General features: G+C 48.3%; 20 protein-coding genes. 10 read left to right on the forward strand and 10 right to left on the reverse strand.

Going from position 1 to position 20913, the window contains the following annotated elements:
- The 9 genes from G445_RS11680 to G445_RS0108165 all read left to right on the forward strand — a co-directional run.
- The coding region (locus G445_RS11680) for a hypothetical protein (protein ID WP_040431016.1) at positions 1-277 on the forward strand (277 nt) is incomplete at its 5' end.
- A gap of 282 nt (positions 278-559) precedes the next feature.
- Positions 560-913, forward strand: a complete 354-nt coding sequence (locus G445_RS0108130) for a hypothetical protein (protein ID WP_156825588.1) — start codon at positions 560-562, stop codon at positions 911-913.
- Positions 914-932: 19 nt separating this feature from the next.
- Positions 933-1613 (forward strand): hypothetical protein, encoded by a 681-nt coding sequence (locus tag G445_RS11580; RefSeq protein WP_156825589.1) that lies wholly within the window; start codon positions 933-935, stop codon positions 1611-1613.
- Between the two features lie 42 nt (positions 1614-1655).
- Entirely contained in the window at positions 1656-1859 is a 204-nt protein-coding gene (locus tag G445_RS0108140) for a hypothetical protein (RefSeq protein WP_022867037.1), read from the forward strand.
- 14 nt (positions 1860-1873) lie between these two features.
- Positions 1874-2248, forward strand: coding sequence for a PrgI family protein (locus G445_RS10470; RefSeq protein WP_022867038.1), 375 nt, complete (start codon positions 1874-1876; stop codon positions 2246-2248).
- Between the two features lie 82 nt (positions 2249-2330).
- Positions 2331-4634, forward strand: coding sequence for a VirB4-like conjugal transfer ATPase, CD1110 family (locus G445_RS10475; RefSeq protein WP_306718344.1), 2304 nt, complete (start codon positions 2331-2333; stop codon positions 4632-4634).
- Positions 4631-6055 carry an RCC1 domain-containing protein gene (locus tag G445_RS0108155; protein WP_022867040.1) on the forward strand — a complete coding sequence of 475 codons (1425 nt, stop codon included), beginning with the start codon at positions 4631-4633 and terminating at the stop codon, positions 6053-6055. Before G445_RS10475 ends, G445_RS0108155 begins: the two co-directional genes overlap by 4 nt.
- On the forward strand, positions 6052-8211 hold the full coding sequence (locus tag G445_RS10995; RefSeq protein ID WP_022867041.1) for an NlpC/P60 family protein: 2160 nt from the start codon (positions 6052-6054) through the stop codon (positions 8209-8211). Before G445_RS0108155 ends, G445_RS10995 begins: the two co-directional genes overlap by 4 nt.
- Before the next feature lie 20 nt (positions 8212-8231).
- Complete coding sequence (locus G445_RS0108165; protein WP_022867042.1) at positions 8232-9053, forward strand: type IV secretion system protein; 822 nt, start codon at positions 8232-8234, stop codon at positions 9051-9053.
- A 75-nt stretch (positions 9054-9128) separates the two neighbouring features.
- Here G445_RS0108165 and dcm read toward each other — a convergent pair whose 3' ends face one another.
- A complete protein-coding gene (gene dcm, locus G445_RS0108170) occupies positions 9129-10409 on the reverse strand; it encodes a DNA (cytosine-5-)-methyltransferase (RefSeq protein ID WP_022867043.1) in 1281 nt (426 codons plus the stop codon).
- An 87-nt stretch (positions 10410-10496) separates the two neighbouring features.
- Here dcm and G445_RS11000 point away from each other — a divergent pair, with 87 nt between their 5' ends.
- Positions 10497-11204 carry an Eco47II family restriction endonuclease gene (locus G445_RS11000; RefSeq protein ID WP_022867044.1) on the forward strand — a complete coding sequence of 236 codons (708 nt, stop codon included), beginning with the start codon at positions 10497-10499 and terminating at the stop codon, positions 11202-11204.
- Positions 11205-11336: 132 nt separating this feature from the next.
- Here the strand turns inward: G445_RS11000 and G445_RS11585 are convergent, their stop codons facing one another.
- From G445_RS11585 to G445_RS10520, 9 genes are all read right to left on the reverse strand, one after another.
- Positions 11337-12056, reverse strand: a complete 720-nt coding sequence (locus G445_RS11585; RefSeq protein ID WP_022867045.1) for a hypothetical protein — start codon at positions 12054-12056, stop codon at positions 11337-11339.
- The gene (locus G445_RS10495; protein ID WP_022867046.1) at positions 12053-12673 is read right to left on the reverse strand and encodes a toxin-antitoxin system YwqK family antitoxin; all 621 of its coding nucleotides are present in this window, start codon (positions 12671-12673) and stop codon (positions 12053-12055) included. Before G445_RS10495 ends, G445_RS11585 begins: the two co-directional genes overlap by 4 nt.
- The gene (locus G445_RS0108190) at positions 12673-14205 is read right to left on the reverse strand and encodes an ArdC-like ssDNA-binding domain-containing protein (RefSeq protein ID WP_022867047.1); all 1533 of its coding nucleotides are present in this window, start codon (positions 14203-14205) and stop codon (positions 12673-12675) included. The genes G445_RS10495 and G445_RS0108190 overlap by 1 nt, the downstream gene beginning before the upstream one ends.
- The gene (locus G445_RS10500) at positions 14202-14912 is read right to left on the reverse strand and encodes a toxin-antitoxin system YwqK family antitoxin (RefSeq protein WP_022867048.1); all 711 of its coding nucleotides are present in this window, start codon (positions 14910-14912) and stop codon (positions 14202-14204) included. Before G445_RS10500 ends, G445_RS0108190 begins: the two co-directional genes overlap by 4 nt.
- Before the next feature lie 36 nt (positions 14913-14948).
- Complete coding sequence (locus tag G445_RS10505; RefSeq protein ID WP_022867049.1) at positions 14949-16763, reverse strand: VirD4-like conjugal transfer protein, CD1115 family; 1815 nt, start codon at positions 16761-16763, stop codon at positions 14949-14951.
- A 172-nt stretch (positions 16764-16935) separates the two neighbouring features.
- Positions 16936-17583, reverse strand: a complete 648-nt coding sequence (locus G445_RS0108210) for a DUF3801 domain-containing protein (protein ID WP_022867051.1) — start codon at positions 17581-17583, stop codon at positions 16936-16938.
- A gap of 45 nt (positions 17584-17628) precedes the next feature.
- Positions 17629-18843 carry a toxin-antitoxin system YwqK family antitoxin gene (locus G445_RS11010; RefSeq protein WP_022867052.1) on the reverse strand — a complete coding sequence of 405 codons (1215 nt, stop codon included), beginning with the start codon at positions 18841-18843 and terminating at the stop codon, positions 17629-17631.
- On the reverse strand, positions 18840-20423 hold the full coding sequence (locus G445_RS11015; protein WP_084676539.1) for a relaxase/mobilization nuclease domain-containing protein: 1584 nt from the start codon (positions 20421-20423) through the stop codon (positions 18840-18842). Before G445_RS11015 ends, G445_RS11010 begins: the two co-directional genes overlap by 4 nt.
- Positions 20377-20781: a plasmid mobilization protein gene (locus tag G445_RS10520; protein ID WP_022867054.1), complete on the reverse strand. Its 405-nt coding sequence runs from the start codon at positions 20779-20781 to the stop codon at positions 20377-20379. The genes G445_RS11015 and G445_RS10520 overlap by 47 nt, the downstream gene beginning before the upstream one ends.
- Between the last annotated feature and the right edge of the window lie 132 nt (positions 20782-20913).

The following is a 20913-nucleotide window of genomic DNA, read 5'->3' on the forward strand; positions in this document are numbered from 1 at the left end:
TTTAGAAGGTCAAAAGGTTGTCGTGTTTGAAGATGTGAAGGATGGCAACGATATTGTTTCTGTCCATCATGATATTAAAGACACTGAACAGACCGTAACAGTTGAAGGTAAACCCACTCCGCCACCCCTTGCTCATACGGGCGTGACGGGTGTTGTTGCGGGTATCGCTACTGCTGGTGGTTTGTTTGGTGCGGGCGTGGCGTTGAAAGCACGTTCGCGTCGTAAAACAACCGATGATGTGGTAGAAGACGATACTGCCGTAGTCGTTAAAGACTAGGTTGGTTTTGGGTGTGCGTGGGAGGTCCGCATGTTTCCTCCTCATAGTTTGGTTGCCTGTCACAACTAAAGGGATGGGATCTCCCGCGTATCCAACTACACCAAACTCGACAATCCATATGGTGTAGTTCACAGGGTGTGGGGAAAGAAAGTTGTTCTCCATAAACTTTCCCTTTCTCTCCCCACACCCTTTCTCATATCTTTCTTCAACGCTTGTGCGTTCCATACGTGAAAGAGAGTCCCTATGTGTGATGTTGTGATACGTCATATTACTTGTCCCGATATGAGCGAAGTGGGTGAGCGGAAAAATCTTTCTTTGGCTGCTTTGGGTGCTTTAGTCACGCTACTTTCCGGGGGTGTGATTACTCCTGGATATAGGTCGTTTAAAGGTCGTGGTATGCGAGAACGGGACATTCGGGGCGTGTTGAAAGAACTTGAACAAGCTGATCTGCGGTTCCGGTTTACGTTAGGCGACCATGATCATAGCGTGGGCGCGGTGGTGGTATCGGATACGCCGTTAACGGTTGATGAGGCAAGCAATCTTGCGCTTGAACAGTTAACCCCAATTTTTTCCACTCCAACAACTGCTGTTTTGGAGTGTAACTCTCACGTGCGGCAGATAGCCGCACCTAGTTAAAAGATAAGGACACATAATCATGAAGCGAAAAACATGGATCGCCACTCTGGCTACTGCCGGGTTAGCGTCATTAGCTCTCGCCCCGTCCGCGTATGCAGACACGTCTAATAGTGACACGCCACAAAACGTGACCACATATTCTACTACTCGCGCGTCTGCATCCAGCTTGCCTACAGTGGCTGGGACACTCGCCACCGCTCCGGCTCCTAGTGAGGGTGGGGATAGTGACACGCCTCCTACCCCTCAACCTAAGCCTGATCCGGTTCCACAACCCGCTCAGCCTGCTCCTGATCCGGTTCCTCAACCGGATACTCCTCCTGCTCCGGCTCCTAAGCCGGATCCGAAGCCGGTGGAGCCTGATATTCCTCCCTCGCCTCAACCCAAGCCAAGCCCGGTTCCTTCTGATCCTGCCCCACAGCCATCCCAGCCTGTTAACCCGGTAGCGCCTTCCACGCCACGTGTGGTGCACAAGGATACGTCCCGTGTGGATACTGGTTATTCATCTGCGCGGGTGTATAAGTCCACTGGTCGGCATGTAGCCGCATCGAGTTCATCTGCACGTCTTCCTGAGACGGGCGTGGGTGATGTGATGTTACCTGCGTTGGCTTCTGTTGGTTTGCTTGGCGCTGGTGTGGGGTTAAAGATCCGTGGTCGTGGCGGTGTGGCTAAAAAATCTCGCGGGCGGCACGCTGCTGAATAAAACATTTCTATTGTTCTACGTCATATTGAAAGGAAATCTGTTATGAATATGCTCGCTCAAGCCCTGGATATGTTTTCCAAGTTCGCCATTATTGGTGGTGGTATTTGGACGGTGTGGGGAATTATCGTGTTGGCTGGTGGTTTGAAAGAACAAAACGGTCAACAGATCCAGTCGGGTATGTGGCAAGCGGTGGGTGGTGGCATGATTATTGCCGCCGCGGCACTGTTTAAAAGCGTCGCGATATAAAGGCATGATGAGTTATGTCTTTGGAAGTTCGTGTGCCACGTGAGGTGACCGGATACCAACCAAAGATTATTTTTGGTTTAACGTGGCGGCAACTCGGGATTGTCATGATTACACTCCCGGTTGTCGCCACCGTGTTTGGTGGGTGTTTCTGGTTGGGCTATACAGATTTAGGTTTAATTCTCACCACGTGTTTAGGTGTTGGTATTGGCGCGTTGGGTTGGGTGCGCCCTATGGGGTTGCCGGTAGAAAAATATTTCGCGTATATCCGCACCTGGTATCGGGGTAGAAAAGTGTTTGTTTTAGAAACAGTGGAGGTGGAAAAACATGTCAAGAAAAATATCGACAGTAAAGAACGTGCCCGGCGATGCGCGTGGGAAAAGAGCCGTTAAAAACGTTCGGAAAAAAACAAAGAGTGAGAAAAAAACAGAGAAAACTATTCAACGTGCCCGTAATAATGAGAAAAAGTCACGTATGGGCACAGCCCAGCTTATCCAATATGAGGGGATAGCGGATAGTGGTTTAGCGTATTTAGGGGACGGTCGTTATAGCGTGACGTTAGAGCTGGAAGATATTTCATATCAGCTTGCCCCCGAAGAAACTCAACAAAATATTGTGGAAAGTTATGCCCGGTTCTTGAACGGGCATTTAGCGGGCCAGGATATACAGATTAGTGTGATTAACCGTGTGTTAGATGCTGACCGTGTGGCTGCAGATATTCGTATGGATATGCGTGGTGATGGGTATGATATGCAACGCCAGGACTACAATAATCTGATTAACCATCGTGTCACGTCGCATGGGAACACTCAAACCCGGAAATTTATTACGTTGACAACAAAAACGGAGAGCGAGGACGAGGCACGCACGATGCTTTCACGCCTGGCGACCGAAGATCAGGCGTTGTTACGTAGCGTGGGTGGGTGTAAAGCACGTTTACTGTCTGGCGTGGAGCGCGTGAATCTGGTCCAGTCCCTGTTACGTCCATTGGCTCGCGAGTTCACGTATGAAGACATGGTGGGTTCAGGGTTGACCACGAAAGAAATTATTGCCCCGCTAGTGATGGATGTGAAAGCTAAGGATCGGCTGGCTGTCACGAGTGAGGGTACACGGGTGTGGAAGATGATGATTTTACGTGACCTTCCCGTGTGGATGAGTGACAGGCTGATTAAAGAAATCACGGATATTCCTTTGGATTGTGCGTTATCTCTGCATTTAAAGCCGATTGATCAAGCCGAAGGGTTGGCGTTGGTCAAACGCCAGATCGCGTCGATGGATATTCAACGCTCGAACACTCAACGCAAGCTCGCTAAGCAAGGGTTGGGTGAAGAACATATGAGCCATGAGTTACAGCATTCGTATAGTGAAGCGGTGGCGTTGCGAGAATTGATGGAAAAGTCAAACGAGAAACTGTTTTCGGCAACGATCATTGTGGGTGTGTGTGCCACAACGAATGATGAACTTGATGAGGCAGTCGAACGTATCAGGCGTGTGTGTGGTAAACATTCGTGTTCTTTGGAGGACACACGGTATATGCAGATTGATGCGTTTAACGCGATCCTTCCTTTAGGGGTGTGCCGTATCCCGATAGCCCGTACTATTACTACGGCTGTGGGCGCGGTGATGGTGCCGTTCACGACACAAGAACTTATGGTGAAGGGTGGCATGTATTACGGGCTTAACGCGCTATCTAAAAACGTGATTGCTGCGGATCGTACCAAGGGCATGAATTCTAATGCGTTTATTTTGGGTACGTCTGGTTCGGGTAAAAGCCAACATGCCAAGTTTGAAATGATGCAACTGTTTTTGCGCCGCCCTCATGACGAGATTCTTATTATTGATCCAGAACGAGAATATGTGCCGTTATCGCGTGAACTTCACGCTAACCGTGTGGTGATTAGTGGTGGTAGTACGGATTGTATTAACCCGTTAGCATTGAACACTGATATTGCGTGGAGTGAAGGCGACCCTATCCGTGAAAAAACGTCATATGTTGTGACGTTGTGTGAAGTGTTGTTGGGTGGCGTAAATGGGTTGTCGTCGATTAAACGATCCTTGATTGATAGGGCGGCGGGGGCAATGTACCGCGACTTTTTATCGGGCGCGTATGATAATCAGCCCACGTTGAATGATTTACGTGAAAAACTAGCCTCTTATGAGGAAAGTGAGGCACAAGAAATTGCTGTCGAGCTTGAAATGTACACGAAAGAAGGATCGGGTGCCGGGTTTAGCGGTCAAACAAACATTGACCGACGCAACCGTATTACCGTCTACGATATTTCCGATCTTTCGTCGGATTTACAGACTTTCGGGATGATGGTTGTGTTAGATGAGGTGTGGAGTCGGATTGCTTACAACAAGTCCCGCGGGGTTCGCACCTGGCTATATATTGACGAGTTCCATCTTTTGTTTGCTAACGATAAAGCAGCAGAATATTGTCAAGCGATCTATAAGCGTGTACGTAAATGGGGTGCTGCCGCGACGGGTATCACCCAAAATATTGAAGAACTACTCGCTAACGACCGTGCCCGGTTAATGCTATCGAACGCTGACGGGCTTTTCTTACTCAATCAACAGTCAACAGATGCCGATGCGCTAGTGGATTTACTCTCGCTGTCTGCCCAACAACGCGAATATTTCACGAATACCCCGCCTGGTAACGGGTTGTTACGTATGGGCCCGTCTGTTATCCCGTTCGATAACACAATGGATAGGGATTCCCACATTTATAAGGTGTTTAGTACGACGTTTAGGGAAGTGGAGGCGCAAATATCATGAAGAATAATATTCCGGATAATGCTACACCACGTGACTTGTATGAGATGGCTCAACGCCAATCGTGTTGGGACGAGAATAGCCTTAAAAGATTCATGCACCACCGTAACGCATATCCAGAATTGAAGGTGTGGGCGGTTACGGCGCTGAAAGAAGGTCCTGGCACATATAAGGTCCCACAAGTGCCGGAAGGGTTTATTCCAACTCCGGTTCCCGACACTCAACCTGCTAACCCTGCACCCCAGGCAGATACTTACCCCGCGCCGAAGCCTCAGCCTGGCTCTGCACGTCCTGCGCCTGTCCCTCAACCAGATCCTACGTCTGAGGTAAAGCCGGGTTTAACACCTATTCCCGTTTCGACTCTTTCGTCGGTGGTGAGAGCCGAGTGGGCGGGCCCTCACATGATGGATAGGTCAGAGTCGCCTGTGGATAGTGAACAGTATTCTGGACAGTTTACTCACCACATTATTGAGGGTAACGAGAATGAGGAGAAGTATATGGAACCTTCATCTTTGCTTATAGAGTCACACGACGTGGAGTTAGAACGGATTGAGGGAAGGGATTGGAAAAAAACTATAATTTTTCTTGGTGTTGCGCTTGCGGCACTGATAGCTATCGGCATATCTGCATGGATGGTATTCTTCCATCCCACTACACCAGGCTCGTCCCCTACTGTGACGGATAAGCCAACCCCAACACAACCCCGCACAACCGCAACTCGCCCACAAACACCTGATAAGAACGATGTGTCTTCCCATCTATCCGTTAGCGGTGATAAATACACGTGTAGCGTCGTAAAAGATGGTGTGGAATGTGTAGGTAGCAACACCCACGGTCAACTCGGCATACCTCAAGGCGATAGCCATTACAACAAGATACCTATGAAAAAGGTAGTTTTGTTGGCGGGTGGTCAAGATTTTGTGTGTGCATCTACCGGTAAAGGCGTGACATGTTGGGGGGACAACAGATGGAGTCAAGCCGGTCAACAACCCAATTCCCACGTTGAACCTACCGCCGTGAAAGAACTTGAGGGTAAAAAGATCGTGTCTCTATCGGCTGGTGTTGTCCATGCTTGTGCTATCACACAAGATGAGGGTACGTCATTGTGGTGTTGGGGTAGTGACTATGCGGGCCAGCTAGGTTCGGGTAAGCAAGGCGATAAAGCAACGGGGGCGCGTGAGGTTCATCTGCCCAATAGCCGCCAGGCTGTCCGTGTGATGGCAACCGATTTTGGTACGTGTGTTGTCGATGATAAGGACGCATTGTGGTGTTGGGGGTCAAACGATAGTAAAACGTTCACTAATGGGGATGAGCCTATTGTAGGGATAACACTTATGACACCTCCTGATACGTCCACGTCTTCTCCCTCGCCTATAGAACGAGATAGTGTTTCGGATGTACATAAAAACGCGGGTTCGTCATGAGCCAGTTCTCTATACGGCCCTCAGGCTCTACCTCACTAATCAGCAAGCACATCCGTCCAGAACATAGGATCGGGCAAGCCTCGCGTGCTTTACGCCAGTTAGATGAGGAACACGATCCACAAGATTTTGTGGGGCGCGGGGTGGGTCTTGCTGGTCAACGTATCACTGGTGGGTTGTTGAAGGGATCAACAAAGACTGCTAGTAAAACGGTGAAGATTACCTACCGTTATGGCGCGAAACCTATTGTGAAGTTTGGTGTGGGTAAACCCTTAAAGTATGCGGGTAAGGGTGTGGCTAAAGGTGGCAGGTATGTTGTGCGCAAGGGCGCGAATTATGCGTATAAAAAATATGTACGCATGGTTCAACGTATGCCTCAAACTGCCCGTAAGGTGAAACTAGCGCTCAAAAATAGTCAGCAAGCTATACGTATGGCAGGTAAAGCGGTATCTACTGCCGTGCGGTCAGTGATAGCTGTACTTAAAGCTATCGGAACATCTATTGCTTCTCTACCGGCTGTACTGCCCGTTTTGGTCACAATGATGATATGCCTGGTGGTTGTCAGTATTTTACCGACGTTCATCACGAACTGGTTATTTTATGCGAAAGTGAGCGAAGAAACAGCGAGCCAGTATGAGGTTAATGATGATTACCACCCCCGATTTACTACCGCGAAGGATGCTGTCTTGTTTTTACAGTCGGGACGGTTTGATGATTATCCGAGCGACTGGAAAGCTATTGGTAAAGAGATTTTTAGTAAGGAACCTCCACCTCAACGTGCCAATCCGGCTACTCAATATTTTTATGGGAACTGTACAGATTTTGCGTTTTGGCGCGTGAATAAAATGATGGGGGCGACGAAGCAACCGTGGAAATATACGCGCAATAATCTCACCCCTGGCGGTGCTGGGAGTGGGAATGGAGAAAATTGGGGTAAGGGGCTTCCTGGTTGGGAAACGATTAGTGATCCTTCACAAGCAAAATATGGTGATATTGTTTCATTTGTCCGGGGTACTGAGGGACATGACTCGTATGGCGGTCATGTTGCTGTTGTGTATGGCGTGGTTGGTGGGGAACTTGTTACGGAAAATTATGGTGCTGGTAAGTATTATGCAGAATCTATCCCGTTATCTCGTGTTAAAGGACATATATCGTCAGGGAAGATAGTGATTAAGCGTAACCCCGAGTTTAAAGGCGCACCTGGTGGTCGCCCCGCGATGGCGCGGGGTAAACACCCGCCCGGGGGCGGTCCGGCTGGTAGGGCATGGAAAGGTCCTAGCAGGGGTAGTGCCATGACTGCGGTTGGGTTGAAGGGTGTTCCTAACCAATACCGCCAACATATTATGCGGGCTGGCTCGATTTGCAGTGAGATAACACCGGCTCTTATCGCATCCCAACTGTATGCCGAGTCAGGGTTCCGCGCCACAGCAACATCTCACGCGGGCGCGCAAGGTATTGCCCAGTTTATGCCTGGTACATGGAGAACAAAGGGCAAAGATGGTGATGGTGACGGTAAAGCAGATATTAATAACCCGGCTGACGCGATCTTTTCGCAAGGACACTTAATGTGTGAACATATTACGGCCGCGAAGCGTCTCATTGGTGCCGGTCAAGCACAAGGCGATATTCTCGATCTGGCACTTGCTGCTTATAATGCGGGTCCAGATAATGTTCAAAAGCATGGAGGGGTTCCACCTTTCAAGGAGACTCGTAACTATATTGCGAAGATTAAACGGGACGTGAACAGGTTCGCTGAAAGTATGTCTGCCCCGGTTGCCCCACCACGAAATGAGACGGGATGGACGGCTCCATCGTCTATTAATACTGATCCTGGTTCAATTGCGGCTATCGCGTTAACGGGTGAAGGGCGACCCTATAAGGCAGCGGGTACAACACCTAACGGGTGGGACTGTTCAGGATTCACACAGTGGGTATATAAACAAAAAGGTATCAACATTCCTCGTACATCGGGTGGGCAAAGAAACGCAGGTAGGCGGGTCTCTGCTAGTGAAGCACGTCCAGGAGACTTGGTGTGGTGGCCCGGTCATGTTGGTATTTATTTAGGTAACGGTCAACATATTGCTGCACGTAACCCCGCTAGTGGAACAAAAATAGGGCCTGTATATGGCAGCCCGGAATATATACGGATTAATGGCTAGGAAAGATAAGGAGGGTAATTATGGGAGACGCAATTATTAGTATGATTGGATTCATTCTAGGCACATCTGTTGATACGTCCGATCTCATGAAAAGCGCCGCGTCCTATAACAGTTCAGCATATACGATGGCAACATCTATTAATGAAACTGGTGTGAAACCCGTTGCTGCAATAATTGTGGGAATCATTTGTTCACTTGAGCTTGCCCGAGTAGCAAGCCGTGTAGAAGGGGATGGACAGTTGGGTGTGCGCCTGGTTGCTGGTGTCATGCTCAAACTCGTGTTAATGGTTATTGCTATCAAGAATTCCGACATGATTCTTAAAGCTATCCAAGGTGTGGGTGAAGCTGTTACACAGAGTGTTTCAGTATATAAAGAATCAAAAACATCCAATGTGGTCTCACGGCTAGTAAGTGTTGTAGATAATATGTCCTGGTATGATCAGTTCTTCCTTGTCATGTTGCTTTTCCTTCCCTGGATTGTTGCGTGTGTAGCAAATATTGCGTTAACCGTCATGATCTTTTTACGGTTTGTTGAAATATATGTCCTCACATCTTGTGCGACACTACCTCTAGCATTTATTGGTCATCCAGAAACAAAATCAATCAGTGTTACCTTCCTACGGCGGTATGCTAAAGCTATCTTGCATGGAGTCGTGTTGATTATCGTGATCGTGCTCTATTCAAAAATAAACCCCTCCACTGTTGACTTTGCGGACGTAACAAGCGGCAGTATTCTCAGCTATTGCGTAAAAAATATTGGTAATCTTCTTGTGGCACCTATCGTGTTCGCCATCCTTGTTGTATCCAGTAACAAGTTCACCGGCGCACTCGTGGGAGAATAACCACCGCAACCGGCACGCAACGGCTCCACAACCCAAGGGGGGGCAACCATAGTTGTTGCCCCCCCCTTTGGGTTGTTATATGTATTCTTCTGGGTGTGCCGGGGCGATAAAGGGCGCAATAATGGGATTATGACGTGTTGCGGGCTGGATGGCTGCTTGTACGCATTTTCCAAGATAATAAGCCAAATTGACCGGGACGGCGTTACCTATCTGCCGGTATTGGCTCGAAAGGTTACCCATAAACTCCCACGTGTCAGGAAATGTTTGTATGCGTGCATATTCTCTAATATTTAACGGACGTGTTTGTTCAGGATGGCACCGTTCTGTCTGTTTTTGTGCTGGTGAGCATGTGAGAGTGAGCGAGGGTTCGTCCCACGATAAGCGACGTGCCATCCCTGTTTTACCTCCACTGAGATGAAAAGATCCACCAAGGTATTCTTTTTGAATATCTAAAGGTAAATCTTTCCAATATCCTCCGGCTGGTACAAGATCAAGAACGTGTTTCTTTTTCGCCGGGTATTCTTGCCCCGGTCCTTGCGGGTAATCCCCAATAGCGTCCCACAACGGCACAATATAGTCCCGTTCACGTGGAAAATACACTGTATTACCAATATCTTCTCTAATTCCCATCATGATAAGCCGTTCTCTTTTTTGAGGAACATCATGATATTGAGAACGCACAACCCTAATAGCGACCTTATAGCCCACACCCGTATGAGGATCACGAATATCTTTCAAAACATTTTTCATTGTCGCTAACGTTTTACCCTTATCGTGCCTTAGCAAGCCTTTAACATTTTCACCAATAAATGCTTTCGGCATTACTTCTTGAATAGCGCGGGCAAATTCAAAGAATAGTGTTCCGCGAGTATCGTTAAACCCTAACGAACGTCCCGCGTAACTAAATGCTTGACATGGAAAACCACCTTCAACAAGATCAACCCTCCCATAATAAGAACGAAAATCAATATTCTGTACGTCCCCGCTAACAACATTCCATTCAGGCTTGTTATACCGTAACGTCGATACCGCATTTTCATCTATCTCAGATAACAAACAATGGGTAAACCCGGCGTTCGATAACCCAAGGGCAGTGCCCCCGCCACCTGCAAATAAATCTATAGCAGTCAGCCCATTGGGTACTCGATCAGAAAGAAACGTCATGCCAGGCTGATCAGACATGTCTGTTCGCCGTGCTCGCTGGTTCATTAAATGGTGAATTTCGTTAAGATTGAACTGACGTACTCCTTGAGCATTGCGGGTAGCACGTAAAATCCCGCCCTTGTCCCAACGTCGTAAAGTATCAATAGATACACTCATCATTCTCGCAGCATCTGAAATATGTACACGTGTCATACTAACAACAATATTGTGTAACCCTTACATATGCAAGGGTTACATAATATTGTTGTGGTTGTTTATTTCTGATTGTATTCTAAACTCATGGGTTCAACATTTTATGGGGTAGATTTCTTCCCCGAGGGTGTGCTACAAAAAGAGATTGATAAGGTTATTGACCGGGTTCACCGGGCAAAAGAAACGAAAAACATTCACAAAAACGTCCTTGATCCTTTTGCTACTGTTTTCGAGGCGGCGTTAACACGCCTAAGTGTTGAACAATGGCTAGAACAAGAAGTAATTCGTCAAACAAATAAAGCGTTGAGTAATGCTATAGGTGACTTTCACCAGGCAATGATTGGATTCCTTCCTGGCTGGCAGTCACTAGGCGGGTCGGGTAAAAGATTCGATGTTGTCCATGAAGGATCTTTTGGGGTAACACAACAACCTGTTATCGCTGATGTTAAAAATAAATTCAACACCTTAAACGCCTCTGGTAAAGAAAAACTTTATCAAGAATTTATGGAGGCAAAACGTTTACCGGAATATAAAAAGTACACATGCTATCTGGTAGAAGTTATACAAAAACATCCTACTGGGGATAGAGAATGGGCACCTAGTGATTTTGGTACACGTCCCGATATTCGTATTATTGGTGCGCGTGAACTATACGAACGTAGTACGGGTGATAAAGATGCTTTCACCAAGTTTTTTAACGCAATAGTTCACTATCTTCACGACACGTATGGGCAACAAGGCTCCGCCCTTACCTCACCACTCATTACAGAACTATTTACCCGCGCCTTTGAATAAATGTTGACAACCTAGACGAAAACACTTTCGCAACACAAACGTATATAGGTTGTAGGCTCAGTGGTCGTTATCGTCTCAATGATTGTTTTGTTCTTTTAGTCCGTGTCGGAAGGCTGATTTAGTAAAGGGAAATCATGAAATCGGTTCTGCCGATTCTCGTGAAATCTGTTCTAGCACCCGCTGCGCGCCTGTAATGCCGTTGTCGTATTTGTGGTGTAGAAACCGGGCTAGTTGGTTTCGTTTTTCTTCCGTGAACTCGATTCCTAGATTCGATTCTAGGATTGCGCCTACTTGTATTAGTCGGCGTGTTCGTTCTTTGCGGGCTTGTTGGTTTAGTTTTGCTTTTTCTCTTTGGATGCGGGCGTTGAGCTGTTTGCGCTGTTCTTCGAGTTTTTTTAGCTTTTCTTGCAGCGTGTTTTTCACGTCGCGTACACCTGGCGTGTAAGATGTACCGTCGCGCCAGTATTCGATCCGTGTGGTGCCGTCGGGGTCATAGTTGATAACGGCGGGTGCGTCTTCGCGGTGTAGTTGCCCGTCGCGGTAGTAGGCTTCGCATGTGATTTTGCCGTCTTTGTTGTAATAGATTTCGGCGGGTCCGTCTTCCCGGTGGAGTCTGCCGTCGTGCCAGTATTGTTCGCGCCATATGTTGCCGTTTTCCCGGTAGTTGATGAGCGCGGGTGCGCCGTCGCGGTGGCGTTGCCCGTGTTGCCAGTAGGCTTCGTAGGCGATGATGCCGTCGGGGTCATAGTTGATTTCGGCGGGTGCGCCGTCGCGGTGGAGTTGTCCGTCAACGGTGTATGCAATATATTCAATGTTTCCGTTGGGGTAATAGGTTTTGGTTGGTTGTGTCATGAGAGTGTCCTTCCGTGTTTACGTTCCATAGTGGGTTGCCGTTTTGTGTTGCGTTGTTTAATTGCTTCGAGTTTCGTGTTGAGTGTGTTTTTTACGTCCCGTGTGGTGGCGTAGTATTGTTTCCCGCCCTGCCAGTACTCTTTGTGCCGTGTGGTGCCGTCCTGGTTGTAAAAAATGCGTGCGGGTCCATTTTCCCGGTGTAGTTTACCGTTCTGGCAGTAGTCTTCTTGATAAACGGTGCCGTCATCGCGGTAGCTTATGGTGGCGGGTGCGCCGTCGCGGTGTAGTTGCCCGTCGCGGTAGTAGGCTTCGCATGTGATTTTGCCGTCTGAGTTGTAGCTTATGGTGGCGGGGCCTTTGTCGCGGTGTTCTTTGCCGTGTTGGTAGTAGGCTTCCCTCCATACGGTGCCATCTGGGTAGTATTCGATGCGGGCGGGTCCGTTCTCGCGGTGTTCTTTGCCGTGTTGGTAGTAGTCTTCTTGATAAACGGTGCCGTCCGGGTAGTAGTCAATGAAGGCGGGGCCGTCTTCCCGGTGTAATCGCCCTTCATTATCGCGCCATTCTTCTGTTCTGTACCCATATTCGTCTATAAAGGTTTTGGTGGGTTCAGTGTTCATTATCGTCTCCATGATTGTTTCCGGCGTTGTTGTTGCACGCGTTTCTTACGTTCCGCGTTATTTTCTCTAATCGTGTCCAATTTTTCTTTGAACGTTGTTTTCACATCGTCAACCGTGCGGTGTGGAGTGTGGGTAATGCTTGGTTGAATAGTTTTCATCGTGTCAAGAATTTTCACGCTGGTTTTTTGCACGGTGTCTAACACGCTTGTAAAGACTTTCGTATCCCCGCGCGCCCATCCCTTGATATAACCAACAGAATAATCACTCGTGTCTATCCCAATACTTGAGGCGACAGTGAAAGCGACGCTTTCAGCTTCAACTTCATATCGTCCACGATGGTTATGATAGGTATTCCCTATTTTTTGAGGGTCGTGAAGTAGCATGTGGGCGCACTCATGAATGAGTGTTTTCAGGCGTTGGGCTGCGGACATGTCCTGGCGTATCGAAATGGTTTTTGTCGTATAATTTGTTTGCCCGTTTGCGCCGTTAATCGTTCCAGCAGACGGAACATCCTTGACGCTAAACCCGTGACTGTTAGCAAAACTCACCATGTGGTTATATACAGCATCATTACCGTCGCCTTGGAGTAGTTCAACCTTATAAGGAGATAGGTTAATGGGTTCCCCATCTGTTTGAGATAAGGAAAACACTGGGACGGCTCTAAACCCGACTACGCGATCTTCCATCGTGTAGGTGGTGGGGTCAACACCGTCTATGTTGTCGAGAATTTTCTTGGTTTTTTTATCGACGGGTAGTTTTTTCGTGTAAGGCGCGATAATACGGATAGATTTTTGTCCCTTAGCTACTTGCCGTCCCACTTCTGCCCATTTCTTATATCCAGCAACAGGTTCACCAACGGTTAGACCACGGTGGCGTTGCTGGCTGGCGATAAGCAAAGCATTACGGAAAGAATAATCAGGAAGGGCTGCTTGGAGTTCTAAGAATTTCTTGAATTCTTCCGGGTCGGTAGACGATGCAAGATTCTCAATTTTTCTTTCCAGTTGGGAAGAAAAATATTGAGCTAGTTCTTTCGTATCAACATTATCCATATCCTCAAGGTCAACAAACACAGATCGAGTAGTCTCGGCTAATGGTGTGCCTTCACGGGTAGATCCGTGTTGCCCATCGAGTGTTGCATCAACACTATCTGCTTGCCCTAAAGGTTCATCATGAACTGGTGCAAGTTCGGGTGTTGGTGTGGGTAAGCCGTTGACATAATAATCTTCACGTATAACCCTGCCCTCGATGTCATATTCAATATATGCCGGTCCGTCCTCGCGGTGTAAATCATCATTAATATAGTAGCCCTCATAGCGGATAGGGCCTTGCGGGTAACTTTCAATATATGCCGGTCCGTTCTCACGATGTAACAACCCGTGACGACGATAATCTTGACGGTCAATAGCCCCATATTCGTCAAAGTGCGTATATGCCGGGCCGTCCTCGCGGTGTAATCGCCCTTCATTATCGCGCCATTCTTCTGTTCTGTACCCATATTCGTCTATAAAGGTTTTGGTGGGTTCAGTGTTCATGAGAGTGTCCTTCCTGGCTTACGGTCGTGTTTTACGACGGGTGTTTTCGTGTTGTTGCGCTGTTTAATCGCTTCGAGTTTTGTGTTGAGTGTGTTTTTTACGTCCCGTGTGGTGGGCGTATATTGTTTCCCGTCCTGCCAGTATTCTTCTTTCCATATGGTGCCGTCATCGAAGTATTCGATGCGGGCGGGGCCGTCTATGCGGTGTAGTTGCCCGTCGCGCCAGTATTCTTCTTTCCATATGGTGCCGTCATCGTAATAGACGATCCGTGCGGGGCCATCGTCGCGGTGTTCTTTGCCGTTCTGGTAGTAGTATTCTTTCCATATGGTGCCGTCTTGGTTGTATGTGATGTGGGCGGGTGCGCCGTCGCGGTGGAGTTGCCCCTCACGATAGTAGGTTTCACTCCATGTGGTGCCGTCCCTGTTATATTCGATCCGTGCGGGGCCATCGTCGCGGTGTTCTTTGCCGTGTTGGTAGTAGGCTTCTCTCGATATGTTGCCGTCTTGGTTGTATGTGATGTGTGCGGGTGCGTTGTCGCGGTGTTCTTTGCCGTGTTGGTAGTAGATTTCGCTATAGATGTTGCCGTCTGGGTTGTAGCTTATGATGGCGGGTCCGTATTCCCGGTGGAGTCTGCCGTCGTGGTTGCGCCATTCTTCTGTTCTGTACCCATATTCGTCTATAAAGGTTGTGGTGGGTTCAGTGTTCATGAGAGTGTCCTTCCTGGTTTACGTTGTTAGTTAGGTTTAAAGGTCGGCTGTGCGGGCAGTGGGGGCGGCGGTTGGTATGTATGTATAAGGCGCTCCCTCTGGTGAGGTGTGGCTGTTCGACGTGGTGTTGTTGGGTGGGATGTATGCGTAAGGCACTACCTCTGGTATTGGTGCGAGTTTGTGGGACAGGGCGGGTGGCAGCCCACGTAGCATGTAGATGCATTGTGTTGCGTCAAGTCTGCCTATTTCATCGGGGGTAAGCAGTTCACGTCCAAGTAAGCTCTCGCGTTTAGATGATGATCCGTTACGTCCTTTGGTGATGGATATTTCGGTGTGGGCTATGGTTTGTTTACCAAGCATTTTTGAAATATATTCTGTGGTTGATTTTTCGTTACCTCCGAGAAATAGGAGAGAATCGCAGTTACCGACGATGGTTTCCCAGTGGTCTTTGTAAAGGGCTTTGCCTTGGGCAAAGTTTTGAACGATGACGGCGACTGATATTCCACGTGATCGCATGACGGCGATCTTTTTTTCAAAGGAAGGCATTTTGCCGATGTTGGCGAACTCGTCCATATAGCATTGGAGTGGTATGGTGAGTCTGCCTGTAGGGCTTGTGTCCGCTATATATAGGTTGGTGGTGAAAAGTTGGTCGTAGAAAATGCTGGCGATAAAGGTGAATGTTGAGTGGCTGTCTGGCATGATGAGGAAGAGAGCCGTTTTTTCTTTTCCGATCATGTCTAGTTTGATACTGTTGCCGGTAAATAGTTTGCGGATGTTGCTCATGTTGAGTGGTGCTATTCGTACAGCGAGAGAGATAATAACGGATTTTTGGGTTTCTCCCGCGCCTTGTGTATAAGTGTTGTATTGAGAACATGCGAATTGGAGCATGTTGATAGCGTTTCGTATTTCTGTGTTGTGTTCGGCTTCAAGGGTGTAGTCTTTAATGGTTTCCAGGGCTGCTTCAAACATTTCGTCAACGGGGGATTGGGCTTCTTCGTCGTTTTCAAAGGCTTTCATTTGTGCTACAAGGTCGGCTACTTTGATGAGGTTACCTTCTTCGCCTTCTAGGGCATATACGTAGGCGACAAGCCCGGTGAGTAGGGCCCGTTCGGCTTTTTCAAAGAAGTCACCGTTTTTTCCTGCGTTTTTTGCGTCCCCGCTGGTGTTGGTCACAAAGTTTTCTACCAACACGGCGACACTCACTTCGGGTTGGTGGGGGTCAAAATAGGCGAACGGGTTGTAGCTATCGCTTCTTGTGAAGTCGATAAGGTTTAGGCATCTGATTTTGTATCCTGCTTTTTCTAGCCCGTCCCCTGTTGCGCGTAACAGTTCTCCTTTCGGATCCGTTATCGCGAACGATGTGTTATGTTGGTTGATGTTGGGCATGACAAAGTAGCGTGATTTACCTGAACCTGATCCACCGATTGTGAGAACATTGAGGTTTCGTTGTGTTTTCCGGCTGTCAAGGTTTAACCGTTCTGTTTGTGTAAACAGAATATTGTCTTGCGGATCCGGGTTGTGGTAGGGGCGCATGTCCGTTTTTGTTGCCCAGCGGGCACTGCCGTGTTCTGCGCCGTGGCGGTGTGCACGGTTGTTGAAATATTTAGAGGCTATGACTGCTCCCACGATGAACACCGTGAGGAAAGACATGGCTATATCGGTGGGGTGAAGGGATATGTGCCATGGGTAAGAAAAGTCGTTCAACATCCGGTTGGTGAGTTCTTCAAAAGTCCAGCCAGATGATAGGTCTGTTCTTATTTGGTAACAGAACTTGTTGGTGATATACCATAGGGCGGTAATACCAAACGCGATAAGTCCGTATTTGATGGTACGGACATGTTTGTCTGTCATGAGAGTGTCTTTCGTGTGGCTAAAGGACGCGGTTTATTTTTTTCGTTTTTCACGTCTTCTGCGTCTGTTACGTTTTTTGATGGCGTGAAGGTGTTCATCGTGGGTGGCTTTCACGTCCGCTCGTGTGGACGGGCGGGGCGGCTCGGTAGTCATGCGTGGTTCCCTAGTCAACTTATTTCAGTTTGGGTGCGGATGGTTTGGGTGGTTTGACTCCTCCGCCTTGTTTCGGTCCTCCCATTTTTCGTGCTTGGTTACGCTTGTGTTGGTTACGTTCAGCGATTGCTTTTTTATTTTTTTCTTGTGTGGCTTTTATACGTGCGCGTGCATCCTTTTGGAGGTTCTTCGCGGGTGTGGGTTGTGGGGCTTTTTCTGTTACCGGGGCTTGTGTTCGTTCCGGTTCGTTAGTGAGCTGTAAACCAAGCTTTTGAAGGCGTTGTTGAACACGATCCACATCTTTTCCTTTGACGTGAAGATAATATTGGTCTTCACGTTTAAAGTTATTGCTACGTTTGCGTGCTCCTTTTTCGATAGCGAATGTTATTCCGCCTTTTTTCATGTCCTTTTTAACCCTTTTATAATCTCCTTTAGAGAAAGGCATTTCCTGGACGTTTTCTCCTTGTCGCCCTAGTGTTTTCACTTGGATTTTGCCGGTGGTTCTATGGTTGTGTGTTTGCTTTTTGATAAGGTCGGCTACGGCAAGGCATGTGAATCCTACGCCTTTGCCTGTCAGTTTTCCGATTGTAGCTATGACGGTGACAACACCTTTTGCAAATAAAACTGTTATTTCGGTTGCGAGTTGTTCGCCGGGTATTTGTTCCATGAGAGTGATCCTTTCAATGTGTTGTTGTGTGGTGGTTGGGGTTGTTTACAGAGTGTGTCCGTGTTTACGTTGCTGTGTTAATTCGGGTTGTTTTGTGGTGTTGCGGGCACGTATGGTGTTGAGTTTTTCTTGCATCGTGTTTTTCACGTCCTGTACACCTGGCGTGTAAGGTTTGCCGTCGCGGTAGTAGGCTTCGCACATAACAGTGCCGTCTGGTGCATAGGTGATGACGGCGGGGCCTTTGTCGCGGTGTAGTTTCCCGTGCTGGAAGTAGTATTCATCCCGTATGGTGCTGTCGTCGCGATATTCGATCCATGCGGGGCCGTCTTCCCGGTGTTGGGTGCCGTCACGGTAGTAGGCTTCACTCGATATGGTGCCGTTCTTGTAATAGTTGATTTCTGCGGGTGCGTCTTCCCGGTGTTGGGTGCCGTCACGATAGTAGTATTCACTCCATGTGGTGCCGTCGGGGTTGTAGATGATTTGGGCGGGTCCGTTGTCCCGGTGTAGTTTACCGTTCTGGCAGTATTCTTCTTGATAAACGGTGCCGTCTGGGTTGTATTCGATGCGGGCGGGGCCGCCGTCGCGGTGTTCTTTGCCGTGTTGGTAGTATTCTTCGTATCTTTTGGTGCCGTCCGGTGCATAGTTGATAACTGCGGGGCCATCTTCGCGGTGGCGTTGTCCGTGTTGGTAGTATTCTTCGTATCTTTTGGTGCCGTCCGGTGCATAGTTGATAACTGCGGGGCCATCTTCGCGGTGGCGTTGTCCGTGTTGGAAGTATTCTTCGTATCTTTTGGTGCCGTTGGGGTCGTATTCGATGCGGGCGGGTCCGTCCTCGCGGTGGCGTTGTCCGTGTTGGAAGTATTCTTCGCTATATTGGGTGCCGTCGGGGTAGTAGTAGATGGTTGCGGGGCCGTCCTCGCGGTGTTCTTTGCCGTGTTGATAGTAGTATTCTTCCCTACACTCATCTCCAAAATCATCCCATTTATAAACAATGACGGCGGGGCCTTTGTCGCGGTGTAGTTTCCCGCCCTGCCAGTATTCTTCTTGATAAACGGTGCCGTCGGGGTTGTATTCGATGCGGGCGGGGCCGCCTTCGCGGTGGCGCTCCCCGTGTAGATAGTATTCTTCGCGTTTTCTGGTGCCGTTTTCCCAATAGTTAACGTCGGCGGGTCCATCTATACGGTGGAGTCTGCCGTCGTTGTCGCGCCACTGTTTGCCAGGTGTGCCGTCTATATAGATGTACGGTGTTGGTTGTGTCATGAGAGACTCCTTCTTGCTTTTCGTTGTCGTGTCGGTCTGTAATCGTCGTCCCGCCGTGGGTGGCGTGTGTGTGTTTCGTCGGTTTGTCGGGGTTGTAGCCAGGGTGGTAGGTATCGTTGTTCGTCGATGCGTTTCATCCATGCTTTGATTTCCGCGTCGGTCATTCCATATGTGGGTGGGAAATACTGCTTTCGTAGCTTGGTGAGTTCTTCTAATGTGCGGGTAAGGTAACGGATTTCGCGTCCGATTCCTTCAACTCGTGCGCTATCGAGAACGTTTTTTATTCCTTTATCCAGGTTGGTTTGAGCGTGAACGGTTGCGGTTTGCAGCTCGCCGTGTTTGGTTTCGAGTGTTTTTTCAACGTGAGTGATAAAAGCAAGCTGGTCATTTTCTGGTAGTTTTTTCCAGTGTTCTAGTTGCTGTACCACATACATTTGTTGGGAAATGTCCTCAGCCCTCAAACGTAGAGCGGTCTTGTAGCGTTCTTCTCTGCTGGCGTTACCAAACACGCCATAGGGTAGTTCGTTGCGGGGAGTGCGTTCTGTGGGTTTGTCAAAGAACTGGTAGAGAGCGCTAGGGAGGGTTGAGGCATGGTATTGATAGGTTTTTTTGTTCCCATAACGCGGGCGTGTAAACATTTTCACGTCACGGTTTACTGGTAGATACAGCCGGTATTGTCCGCGCCCGAGCACAAGTTGTGCTTGGTCAACGGCAATAAAATAGTCGGGGTAGTGGGGTAGGCGTATATGTGCGGTTCCGTCGTCGTGTTTTTCGACAAGGCTTTGAGCGATAGTGAATTCTTCAACCTCGCATCTGCCAATACGGGCCATAATATTTTTCAACCCATACATTGCCCCTAAACGTTCCCCGCGTATTCCTTTTTTGATAGTGGATGGGTGGAACGTGACTTGAGGGCCTTTTATTGTGACCTTAACTTGGTAGGTGTCAAGGAGTTCTACGAACTCATACCATGTGGTTGCGCGCGTGATTGCTTCGTCAATAACGTGGGCAAGGGATTGTTTTGTGGACATTCCACGCACTTTTGCATACAGTTCACCGCGCTTTATCCCGGTCTTGTGTCCAGGATTTTCTACCACGTTCAACCCGTATTCACGACACAACCGGTCAGAAATTTTACGTACCGTCCGGTACGTGAACGGGGTACACCTAAATTTTTTGCCAGTAAAAGCATTATTTGCACAAAAAATGATGTGATTGTGTGCGTGAGCACGGTCGGTATGGGTTGCCACTATCCAGTCATGAAAATTTCCTGTCAGTTCGGTTGCGAGTTGTTGACCGATCCAGTTTGCGGTCTCGTAATCAATGTGATCTTTCGGATCGAAAGACTGGTAGAGATGGTAGGCAAGAATACTTCCTCTTTTTCCTACCTTGTGTTCTTGTCGTGCCAGTTCGTATGTCGCGAGGAAACGGGAATAAACAGCATCAATATTTGTCGAATCTGCTACACAATTAGTGGCAAGAAGATGACCACCCTGTGTTTTTTCAGGGTTAGCAATATAGGCAAGCGACTTATTAACCGTCGCTTTTATTTCCCATATCGCCGTTGTTGCCATAGCCATTCTCACTGTTCTGGAAGATACGTAACAGATCTTCGATATTGGCTAGGTGACGTTTTGCCTGGGATAATTCACTCACCGCTACAGCATGATTTGTGTTCACATACTTAGCTATCTGGTTAAAATTATTCCCAATAGCTGCTATCTGCCGTGCTAAAACAGTAGCGTACTGTGGCACATATCGGACGGTTGGCGAACTATTAGCCAATGTCGATCTTGCGTAGGAAGAAAAATTCTTCCCACGCTTTGCACGTATCCGACGTGCCACCATTTCCCATTCCTCTGGAGTAAACCGTACCGTTCGACGAACCGTCCGGTTTACCCTTTTTTGCGACTCCGGCACTTTATCGTGCTGAGCCATACTTTTCCTCACGGGTTTGGGGTTGACCCCATAATATCTTTTTTTGCACACCGACGCAAAAAACAAGCGTATTTTGTCAGACAAAATGCAATGCTTGCTACCCACGCTTTTCGCGTGGTAACCTACCCGTGG

The sequence above is a fragment of the Actinotignum urinale DSM 15805 genome (genome assembly GCF_000420445.1).
GTDB classification, from domain to species: domain Bacteria; phylum Actinomycetota; class Actinomycetes; order Actinomycetales; family Actinomycetaceae; genus Actinotignum; species Actinotignum urinale.